Source organism: Streptomyces griseoflavus (assembly GCF_014649995.1).
GTDB lineage: Bacteria > Actinomycetota > Actinomycetes > Streptomycetales > Streptomycetaceae > Streptomyces > Streptomyces griseoflavus.
Genome location: NZ_BMUC01000008.1, coordinates 260,453 through 269,621 on the forward strand (window position 1 = coordinate 260,453; position 9,169 = coordinate 269,621).

12 protein-coding genes are annotated in these 9,169 nt (G+C 68.2%); 11 read left to right on the forward strand and 1 reads right to left on the reverse strand.

Annotated elements, in window-relative coordinates; genetic code table 11:
• Positions 1-2: 2 nt before the first annotated feature.
• From rplO to truA, 11 genes are all read left to right on the forward strand, one after another.
• Entirely contained in the window at positions 3-458 is a 456-nt protein-coding gene (rplO, locus tag IE172_RS18830) for a 50S ribosomal protein L15 (protein ID WP_004927223.1), read from the forward strand.
• A gap of 243 nt (positions 459-701) precedes the next feature.
• Complete coding sequence (gene secY, locus IE172_RS18835) at positions 702-2,015, forward strand: preprotein translocase subunit SecY (RefSeq protein WP_190098389.1); 1,314 nt, start codon at positions 702-704, stop codon at positions 2,013-2,015.
• The gene (locus IE172_RS18840) at positions 2,015-2,668 is read left to right on the forward strand and encodes an adenylate kinase (RefSeq protein ID WP_190098390.1); all 654 of its coding nucleotides are present in this window, start codon (positions 2,015-2,017) and stop codon (positions 2,666-2,668) included. Before secY ends, IE172_RS18840 begins: the two co-directional genes overlap by 1 nt.
• Positions 2,669-2,813: 145 nt before the next feature.
• The gene (gene map, locus IE172_RS18845; RefSeq protein WP_190098391.1) at positions 2,814-3,650 is read left to right on the forward strand and encodes a type I methionyl aminopeptidase; all 837 of its coding nucleotides are present in this window, start codon (positions 2,814-2,816) and stop codon (positions 3,648-3,650) included.
• 166 nt (positions 3,651-3,816) lie between these two features.
• Positions 3,817-4,038, forward strand: a complete 222-nt coding sequence (gene infA / locus IE172_RS18850; RefSeq protein ID WP_003948620.1) for a translation initiation factor IF-1 — start codon at positions 3,817-3,819, stop codon at positions 4,036-4,038.
• Positions 4,039-4,097: 59 nt separating this feature from the next.
• Positions 4,098-4,211, forward strand: a complete 114-nt coding sequence (gene rpmJ / locus IE172_RS18855) for a 50S ribosomal protein L36 (RefSeq protein ID WP_003948619.1) — start codon at positions 4,098-4,100, stop codon at positions 4,209-4,211.
• A 194-nt stretch (positions 4,212-4,405) separates the two neighbouring features.
• A complete protein-coding gene (gene rpsM / locus IE172_RS18860) occupies positions 4,406-4,786 on the forward strand; it encodes a 30S ribosomal protein S13 (protein WP_006140893.1) in 381 nt (126 codons plus the stop codon).
• 64 nt (positions 4,787-4,850) lie between these two features.
• On the forward strand, positions 4,851-5,255 hold the full coding sequence (gene rpsK, locus IE172_RS18865; protein ID WP_003956432.1) for a 30S ribosomal protein S11: 405 nt from the start codon (positions 4,851-4,853) through the stop codon (positions 5,253-5,255).
• Positions 5,256-5,510: 255 nt separating this feature from the next.
• Positions 5,511-6,533: a DNA-directed RNA polymerase subunit alpha gene (locus tag IE172_RS18870; RefSeq protein WP_003966937.1), complete on the forward strand. Its 1,023-nt coding sequence runs from the start codon at positions 5,511-5,513 to the stop codon at positions 6,531-6,533.
• 215 nt (positions 6,534-6,748) lie between these two features.
• Positions 6,749-7,255 (forward strand): 50S ribosomal protein L17, encoded by a 507-nt coding sequence (gene rplQ, locus IE172_RS18875; protein ID WP_190098392.1) that lies wholly within the window; start codon positions 6,749-6,751, stop codon positions 7,253-7,255.
• Positions 7,256-7,400: 145 nt separating this feature from the next.
• Entirely contained in the window at positions 7,401-8,258 is an 858-nt protein-coding gene (truA, locus tag IE172_RS18880) for a tRNA pseudouridine(38-40) synthase TruA (RefSeq protein ID WP_190098393.1), read from the forward strand.
• 19 nt (positions 8,259-8,277) lie between these two features.
• On the opposite strand, the gene IE172_RS18885 is transcribed toward truA, so the two are convergent.
• Positions 8,278-9,159: a hypothetical protein gene (locus IE172_RS18885; protein ID WP_190098394.1), complete on the reverse strand. Its 882-nt coding sequence runs from the start codon at positions 9,157-9,159 to the stop codon at positions 8,278-8,280.
• Positions 9,160-9,169 lie beyond the last annotated feature (10 nt).

Consider the following 9,169-nt stretch of genomic DNA (forward strand, 5'->3'; position numbering starts at 1 on the left):
TCATGGCGGAGCAGAACCCGCTCAAGATCCACAACCTCCGTCCCGCCCCCGGCGCCAAGACCGCGAAGACCCGTGTCGGTCGTGGTGAGGCGTCGAAGGGTAAGACGGCCGGTCGTGGTACGAAGGGCACCAAGGCCCGTTACCAGGTTCCGGAGCGCTTCGAGGGTGGCCAGATGCCGCTCCACATGCGTCTCCCGAAGCTGAAGGGCTTCAAGAACCCGTTCAAGACCGAGTTCCAGGTCGTGAACCTGGACAAGCTCGCCTCCCTCTACCCCGAGGGCGGAGAGGTCACGGTCGAGGACCTGGTCGCCAAGGGTGCCGTGCGCAAGAACAGCCTCGTCAAGGTCCTGGGCCAGGGCGAGATCTCCGTGGCGCTGCAGGTGACGGTCGACGCCGTCTCCGGCTCCGCCAAGGAGAAGATCACCGCCGCCGGCGGTACCGTCACCGAGCTCGTCTGATCCGTCAGGTGTCTCGATGACGTAGTGCGATCCCGACCGGGGATACCCCACAAATGGGGTATCCCCGGTTGGTCGTTCCTAGGGCGGCAGTCTCGCCGGTAAGGTGGCCTGCGCTGCCCATTGACCTCGGGGGCCCCATACGGGGCACTCACCGCGGCAGTTGACCGTTACGTAATCGTCCTTAGTCGGAATCTCAAGACCGTCACCCTTGACGCAGTTGCGCGGGGGGTCGCAGGAGGCACCGTGCTCACCGCGTTCGCCCGGGCGTTCAAGACGCCCGACCTGCGCAAGAAGCTGCTCTTCACGCTCGGCATCATCGTCGTGTACCGCATCGGTACGAACGTCCCGATCCCGGGTGTCGACTACCGCAACGTCCAGGCCTGTATCGACAACGCTGAGGCCGGCCAGGGTCTGCTGGGTCTGGTCAACATGTTCAGCGGCGGCGCGCTGCTCCAGATCACGATCTTCGCGCTGGGCATCATGCCGTACATCACGGCGAGCATCATCCTGCAGCTGCTGACCGTCGTGATCCCGCGTCTGGAAGCCCTGAAGAAGGAGGGCCAGGCCGGTACGGCGAAGATCACGCAGTACACCCGTTATCTGACGGTCGCGCTGGCCATCCTCCAGGGCACCGGCCTGGTGGCCACCGCCCGCAGCGGCTCCCTCTTCCCGGGATGCCCCGTCGCCGGCCAGATCGTCCCCGACCAGTCGATCTTCGTGACCGTGACCATGGTCATCACCATGACCGCCGGTACGGCCGCCGTGATGTGGCTCGGTGAGCTCATCACCGACCGCGGCATCGGCAACGGCATGTCGATCCTGATGTTCATCTCGATCGCCGCGACCTTCCCCTCCGCCCTGTGGGCCATCAAGGAGCAGGGCAGCCTGGCGGACGGCTGGATCGAGTTCGGCACCGTCATGGTCGTCGGGTTCGTCATGGTCGCCCTGGTCGTGTTCGTCGAGCAGGCGCAGCGCCGGATCCCGGTGCAGTACGCCAAGCGCATGATCGGCCGCCGTTCCTACGGCGGCACGTCCACCTACATCCCGCTGAAGGTGAACCAGGCGGGTGTCATTCCGGTCATCTTCGCCTCGTCGCTGCTTTACATTCCCGCCCTGATCGTGCAGTTCTCGAACTCCAACGCGGGCTGGGCGGCCTGGATCACGAAGAACCTCGCGGACACCGGAGCGACGTTCCACATCATCCTGTACTTCCTGTTGATCGTTTTCTTCGCGTTCTTCTACGTGGCGATCACCTTCAACCCCGAAGAAGTCGCCGACAACATGAAGAAGTATGGTGGCTTCATCCCGGGCATCCGGGCTGGCCGACCGACCGCTGAGTACCTGAGCTACGTACTCAACCGGATCACCTGGCCGGGCTCGCTGTATCTGGGCCTGATCTCTCTCGTGCCGACAATGGCGTTGGCTGGTTTCGGGGCAAACCAGAACTTCCCGTTCGGCGGGACCAGCATCCTGATCATCGTGGGTGTCGGTCTCGAGACCGTGAAGCAGATCGAGAGCCAGCTCCAGCAGCGCAATTACGAAGGGTTCCTCCGCTGATGCGAATCGTCCTCGTCGGGCCGCCGGGTGCCGGTAAGGGTACGCAGGCCACCCGCCTTGCCGAGAAACTGCGCATCCCGCACATCTCCACGGGTGACCTGTTCCGCGCCAACATCAGCCGGCAGACGGAGCTGGGCAAGCTCGCGAAGTCCTACATGGACGCCGGCAACCTCGTCCCCGACGAGGTCACCATCGCCATGGCCAAGGACCGCATGGAGCAGCCCGACGCCGAGGGCGGCTTCCTGCTGGACGGTTTCCCGCGCAACGTGTCTCAGGCCGAGGCGCTGGACGAGCTGCTGCAGACCGAGGGCATCAAGCTGGACGCGGTGCTCGATCTCGAGGCCCCCGAGGACGAGGTCGTCAAGCGGATCGCCGGGCGGCGGGTCTGCCGCAAGGACTCGGCGCACGTGTTCCACGTGACGTACAGCCCGCCGAAGCAGGAAGGTGTCTGTGACACCTGCGGCGGCGAGCTGTACCAGCGGGACGACGACTCCGAGTCGACGGTGCGGACCCGGCTGGAGGTCTACCACACGCAGACCGAGCCGATCATCGACTACTACCGGGCGCAGGGCCTGGTCGTGACGATCTCGGCGATGGGTCCGGTGGACGAGGTCACGGGGCGGGCCCTGGAGGCGCTGAAGAGCGCCGAGTAGTTCCGTTCTCCTGTCGGTCACAGCCGCGGTCCCCCCAGGGGGCCGCGGCTGTGACCGTGGTGGCCGCCCGCGGGACCGAGGGACTCCGGGCGCCCGTATCGTTGGAAGTGTTCGCATAGCTGGTCCACGAAAGGCCGTCGTCCCCATGGTGCAGATCAAGAGCCCCGAGCAGATCGCCAAGATGCGTGAGGCGGGGCTGGTCGTAGCGGCCATTCACGCCGCCACGCGCGAGGCGGCCGTGCCCGGGGCCACGACCAGGGATCTGGACCAGGTGGCGCGCAAGGTGCTCGCCGAGCACGGGGCCAAGCCCAACTTCCTCGGCTACGGCGGCTTCCCCGCCACCATCTGCACCTCCGTGAACGAGGTCGTCGTCCACGGCATCCCCTCCGACGACGTCGTCCTCAAGGACGGGGACGTCATCTCCATCGACTGCGGCGCGATCATCGACGGCTGGCACGGCGACGCCGCCTACACCGCGTTCGTCGGGTCCGGTCACTCGCCGGAGCTGGTCGAGTTGTCCCGGGTGACCGAGGAGTCGATGTGGGCCGGCATCGCGGCCATGAAGCAGGGCAACCGGCTGGTGGACATCTCCCGGGCCGTGGAGACCTACATCCGCCGCCAGCCGAAGCCGGGCGGCGGCAAGTACGGGATCATCGAGGACTACGGCGGCCACGGCATCGGCACCGAGATGCACATGGACCCGCACCTGCTGAACTACGTGGACCGCAAGCGGGGCAAGGGGCCCAAGCTGGTCCCGGGCTTCTGCCTCGCCATCGAGCCGATGGTCTCCCTGGGCACGCCGAAGACGGAGGTCCTCTCCGACGACTGGACCGTCATCACGACGGACGGCACCTGGTCCTCCCACTGGGAGCACTCCGTCGCCCTCACCGAGCAGGGACCGCTGGTCCTGACGGCGCCCGACGGCGGCAAGGCCAAGCTGGCCGAGCTGGGGGTCACGGCGGCGCCGGATCCGCTGGCCTGACCCGGCCCCGGGTTAAGGATCTCCCCGGTGGGGCAGGATTTCTCGATTCGTGTTTCCGGGTGCGCTGACGTAGACTGACTCGTCGGCTCTTGTGCACCCGCATGTCTTCATGTACCACGCGGTGCACGCTGGAGTCGATCAAGGTAGTCGATTCGAAGGGCGAAGCGTGGCCAAGAAGCAAGGTGCCATCGAGATCGAGGGCACTGTCGTCGAGTCTCTTCCGAACGCCATGTTCAAGGTCGAGCTCCAGAACGGCCACCAGGTCCTGGCACACATCAGCGGCAAGATGCGCATGCACTACATCCGCATCCTCCCTGACGACCGGGTCGTGGTGGAGCTCTCTCCGTACGACCTGACGCGTGGCCGGATCGTCTACCGGTACAAGTAGATCTTGCCCGCGCCCCGGCTCGCCGGGGTGATGGCACTGACCCGGAGAACCTCACACCCATGAAGGTCAAGCCGAGCGTCAAGAAGATCTGCGACAAGTGCAGGGTGATCCGCCGTCACGGCCGGGTCATGATCATCTGTGACAACCCGCGCCACAAGCAGCGCCAGGGCTGACCGCAGCACGATCGACCCTCTGCGACTTCTCCGCAGAACTTCGCGCGACGCGAGCAGTACACGTTCATACGCAGGTCCCGAGCCGCACGGCTCGACACCCCCGGCTCGGAGGCCGGGGACCCGGTCCGTACCTCGTACGGCGGACAGGGATCCGGTCCTGTGGAAGACCTCCGACAACTAACTGGAGCCATTGAATGGCACGCGTTTCCGGTGTTGACATCCCGCGCGAAAAGCGCGTGGAGATCGCCCTCACCTACGTGTTCGGCATCGGCCGAACCCTTTCGCAGCAGACGCTGGCCGCCACCGGCGTCGACCCGAACACCCGCGTTCGCGACCTCTCCGAGGAGCAGCTCGTCGCGATCCGTGAGTTCGTGGACAACAACATCAAGACCGAGGGTGACCTCCGTCGCGAGATCCAGGCCGACATCCGCCGCAAGGTTGAGATCGGCACCTACCAGGGTCTGCGTCACCGTCGCGGTCTGCCCGTCCGCGGTCAGCGCACCAGCACCAACGCGCGTACCCGCAAGGGCCCGCGTCGCGCCATCGCCGGCAAGAAGAAGCCGGGCAAGAAGTAGTCCTGAGCGGACGCTCATCCAGCGGTCTTGCTGCAGGACCGACCACCTCCCGTAGGAGTTAGAGATGCCCCCCAAGGGTCGTCAGGGCGCTGCCAAGAAGGTGCGCCGCAAGGAAAAGAAGAACGTCGCTCACGGCCACGCGCACATCAAGAGCACGTTCAACAACACCATCGTGTCGATCACGGACCCGTCCGGCAACGTGATCTCCTGGGCCTCCGCCGGCCACGTCGGCTTCAAGGGCTCCCGGAAGTCCACGCCGTTCGCCGCGCAGATGGCCGCCGAGTCGGCTGCCCGCCGCGCCCAGGAGCACGGCATGCGCAAGGTCGACGTGTTCGTCAAGGGCCCGGGCTCCGGTCGCGAGACCGCGATCCGCTCCCTGCAGGCCACGGGCCTCGAGGTCGGCTCCATCCAGGACGTCACCCCGACCCCGCACAACGGCTGCCGTCCGCCGAAGCGCCGTCGCGTCTGATGTGACAGCGCGGCCGGTCGGCTCCCTGCTGGGGGTGCGGGGGTCGTCCCCCGCAGCGTCGCGGCACGGCTGCCGTCCGCCGAAGCGCCGTCGCGTCCGAGACGCCCGCCGCTTCGTTCGGCCTCGGTTTACGGGCGGTACGGCTCGCAAGGGCCGTACCGCCCGTACCCTTGCAGTACCCGCACTTCTCACCGGGTGCGGTTCCCGTCGGGCGTCAAATAGCGGGCGTCCACGAATGAAGGATCTGATCCACACATGCTGATCGCTCAGCGTCCCTCGTTGACCGAAGAGGTCGTCGACGAATTCCGCTCCCGGTTCGTGATCGAGCCGCTGGAGCCGGGCTTCGGCTACACCCTCGGCAACTCCCTGCGCCGCACCCTCCTGTCGTCGATCCCCGGTGCCGCTGTCACCAGCATCCGCATCGACGGCGTCCTGCACGAGTTCACCACCGTGCCGGGCGTCAAGGAGGACGTCACCGACCTGATCCTCAACATCAAGCAGCTGGTCGTCTCCTCGGAGCACGACGAGCCGGTCGTGATGTACCTGCGCAAGCAGGGTCCGGGTCTGGTCACCGCCGCCGACATCGCGCCGCCGGCCGGTGTCGAGGTGCACAACCCCGACCTCGTCCTCGCCACGCTCAACGGCAAGGGCAAGCTGGAGATGGAGCTGACGGTCGAGCGCGGCCGCGGCTACGTCTCCGCCGTGCAGAACAAGCAGGTCGGTCAGGAGATCGGGCGCATCCCGGTCGACTCGATCTACTCGCCGGTCCTCAAGGTCACCTACAAGGTCGAGGCGACCCGTGTCGAGCAGCGCACCGACTTCGACAAGCTGATCGTCGACGTCGAGACCAAGCAGGCGATGCGTCCGCGTGACGCCATGGCCTCCGCCGGCAAGACCCTGGTCGAGCTGTTCGGTCTCGCCCGCGAGCTGAACATCGACGCCGAGGGCATCGACATGGGCCCGTCCCCCACGGACGCCGCCCTCGCCGCCGATCTGGCGCTGCCGATCGAGGAGCTGGAGCTCACCGTCCGGTCGTACAACTGCCTCAAGCGTGAGGGCATCCACTCCGTGGGTGAGCTCGTCGCGCGCAGCGAGGCGGACCTGCTCGACATCCGCAACTTCGGTGCGAAGTCGATCGACGAGGTCAAGGCGAAGCTGGCCGGTATGGGCCTGGCGCTGAAGGACTCGCCTCCCGGGTTCGACCCGACCGCCGCCGCCGACGCCTTCGGCGCGGACGACGACGCGGACGCGGGCTTCGTGGAGACCGAGCAGTACTGAGCGCTCCGCGAGGAGGCCGCCTTCCGCGGCCGCCGGCCCGCTGGGGCCGGTCGCGCCCACGCGACGGAGTCGCATGTCGACACCGCCCCGCGCCCTTCGGGGCGCGGACCCTCCGGGCGTCTGCGAAGGCGCCCGGATCTCCGACGGGCAACCGCTCGCTCGGATACTGACTCCGGTACCTGATACGGCCGGGGCAGACACCTAGGAGAAACACCATGCCGAGGCCCACCAAGGGTGCCCGTCTGGGCGGCAGCGCCGCGCACGAGAAGCTCATGCTCGCGAACCTCGCGAAGGCGCTTTTCGAGCACGGCCGCATCACCACCACCGAGGCGAAGGCGCGCAAGCTGCGTCCGTACGCCGAGCGTCTGGTCACCAAGGCGAAGAAGGGCGACCTTCACAACCGCCGTCAGGTGCTCCAGGTCATCACGGACAAGAGCATCGTCCACACGCTCTTCACCGAGATCGGCCCGCGGTACGAGAACCGTCCCGGTGGCTACACCCGCATCACCAAGATCGGTAACCGCCGTGGCGACAACGCGCCCATGGCCGTCATCGAGCTGGTCGAGGCGCTGACCGTGCAGCAGGCCGCTGTCGGCGAGGCGGAGGCCGCGACCAAGCGTTCCGCGAAGGACGCCGAGGGCGCCGAGGCCACCGAGTCGAAGGCGGACCTGTCCAAGGACGAGGCCGCCGAGGCTCCGGCCGAGGAGTCGAAGGACGCGTAAGCGTCCCTCCGGGGGCTGCGCGACGGCGGCCGCGGCTGTGTGTCGTGGCCGGTCGCGCAGTTCCCCGCGCCCCCTCGGGGGCGCTGCCGCGGGCCCGTTCCCTTCGAGGGACGGGCCCGTTTTTTGTGGCTGAGAGGATCTCTGGGTGAGTGACGAAGTGCGACCGGGGCTCGTGCGGGTGCGGCTGGATCTTTCCTACGACGGGGCCGAGTTCTCCGGCTGGGCCAAGCAGGCCGGGGGGCGGCGGACCGTACAGGGGGAGATCGAGGACGCGCTGCGGACGGTGACGCGGTCCGGCGGGACGACGTACGAGCTGACCGTGGCGGGACGGACGGACGCCGGTGTCCACGCGCGGGGCCAGGTCGCGCACGTCGATCTGCCCCGGGAGGTGTGGGCCGAGCACCACACCAAGCTGCTCAAGCGGCTCGCCGGGCGGTTGCCGAGGGACGTGCGGGTGTGGGCGCTCAGGGAGGCGCCCCCCGGGTTCGACGCCCGGTTCTCCGCGATCTGGCGGCGCTACGCCTACCGGGTCACCGACAACCCGGGCGGGGTGGACCCGCTGCTGCGCGGGCACGTGCTGTGGCACGACTGGCCGTTGGACACCGACGCCATGAACGAGGCGGCGCGCGGACTGCTCGGGGAGCACGACTTCGCCGCGTACTGCAAGCGGCGCGAGGGCGCGACGACCATCCGGACGCTCCAGGAACTGAGCCTGGCGCGGGGGGAGGACGGGATCATCACCGCCACCGTCCGCGCGGACGCCTTCTGCCACAACATGGTGCGCTCGCTGATCGGCGCGCTGCTGTTCGTCGGCGACGGCCACCGCCCGGCGGACTGGCCGGCGAAGGTACTGGCCGCGGGCGTACGGGACTCGGCCGTCCATGTCGTCCGCCCGCACGGTCTGACCCTGGAGGAGGTCGGCTACCCCGCCGACGGGCTGCTGGCCGCCCGCAGCAAGGAGGCCCGCAACAAGCGGTCCCTGCCGGCGAGCGGCTGCTGCTGAACCCGGCCCGGCGGCGGTGCTACTCGTTCGCCGCCGCCGACGCCTGCGCCTCGCCCCTGCGGCGGATCTGACGGAACGTGAACTCCTGGAGGTCGTCTCCGGTGGCGAAGACGACCTTGTCCTTCTCCGTCACGTTCTTGCCGTCGGTGAAGCCCGCCAGGGTGAAGTAGGCGTACCGGCCGACGGTGTTGGTGGTGGAGCGGCACACCGCGCCGGAGCAGAAGTCCTTGACCCCGCCGCCCGACAGCGACTTGATGATGCTCTTCTTGTCGGCCTGCTGCCGGGCCTTGGCCGCCTGCGCCTGGGTGTCGAAGACGGCCACACCGACCGTCACCGCCACGTCGTCCTTGGTGTAGGTGACCCGGATCAGGCGCGTGCACGCGTTGTCGGTGAGCGCCTTGGGCAGCGTCGCCTTGGCGGCCGAGGCACAGTTCTCGGTGTCCGCCGTCGGGCCCTTCTTGTACACCGTCTCACCCATGGTCAGCTGCGTGCCGGGGAAGAGGATGTCGGGGCTCAGCGGGGCCTTGTCCTTCACCGCGCTCGCGATGAAGTCGTTGGGGTCCAGCGGCGGCGGGGCGCTCGTCGGGGCGAACGACGGGACGGTGCCCGTCGGGCTCGGCAGGTCGGAGGCACCGGGCAGCTGGGAGGAAGCGCCCGGCGAGGCCTGGTTGCCGCCGTTCGCCGAGACGACGGCGACCGCCACGGCCGTGCCTATCGCGACGGTGGCGAGCGCGCCACCGCCGATGAACAGCAGCCGGCGGCGCTTGGCGCGGGCCTCGGAGGCGTCGGCGAGCGCGGCCCAGTCGGGCGACCGGTCGGCGCCGCCGCCGCTCCAGGGCTGCTGGGAATTCGGTTTCCAGGGATCCCACTGCTGTGAAGGTCCCCCCTGCCCAAAACTCATGGGGCGCATC

What these genes read in the sequence shown, in the direction of transcription:
- IE172_RS18870 (WP_003966937.1), top strand. Translation starts at nt 5,511, where the DNA reads ATGCTGATCGCTCAGCGTCCCTCGTTGACCGAAGAGGTCGTCGACGAA.
- rpmJ (WP_003948619.1), top strand. Translation starts at nt 4,098, where the DNA reads ATGAAGGTCAAGCCGAGCGTCAAGAAGATCTGCGACAAGTGCAGGGTG.
- rpsK (WP_003956432.1), top strand. Translation starts at nt 4,851, where the DNA reads ATGCCCCCCAAGGGTCGTCAGGGCGCTGCCAAGAAGGTGCGCCGCAAG.
- rpsM (WP_006140893.1), top strand. Translation starts at nt 4,406, where the DNA reads ATGGCACGCGTTTCCGGTGTTGACATCCCGCGCGAAAAGCGCGTGGAG.
- IE172_RS18840 (WP_190098390.1), top strand. Translation starts at nt 2,015, where the DNA reads ATGCGAATCGTCCTCGTCGGGCCGCCGGGTGCCGGTAAGGGTACGCAG.
- rplQ (WP_190098392.1), top strand. Translation starts at nt 6,749, where the DNA reads ATGCCGAGGCCCACCAAGGGTGCCCGTCTGGGCGGCAGCGCCGCGCAC.
- rplO (WP_004927223.1), top strand. Translation starts at nt 3, where the DNA reads ATGGCGGAGCAGAACCCGCTCAAGATCCACAACCTCCGTCCCGCCCCC.
- IE172_RS18885 (WP_190098394.1), bottom strand. Translation starts at nt 9,159, where the DNA reads ATGAGTTTTGGGCAGGGGGGACCTTCACAGCAGTGGGATCCCTGGAAA.
- map (WP_190098391.1), top strand. Translation starts at nt 2,814, where the DNA reads ATGGTGCAGATCAAGAGCCCCGAGCAGATCGCCAAGATGCGTGAGGCG.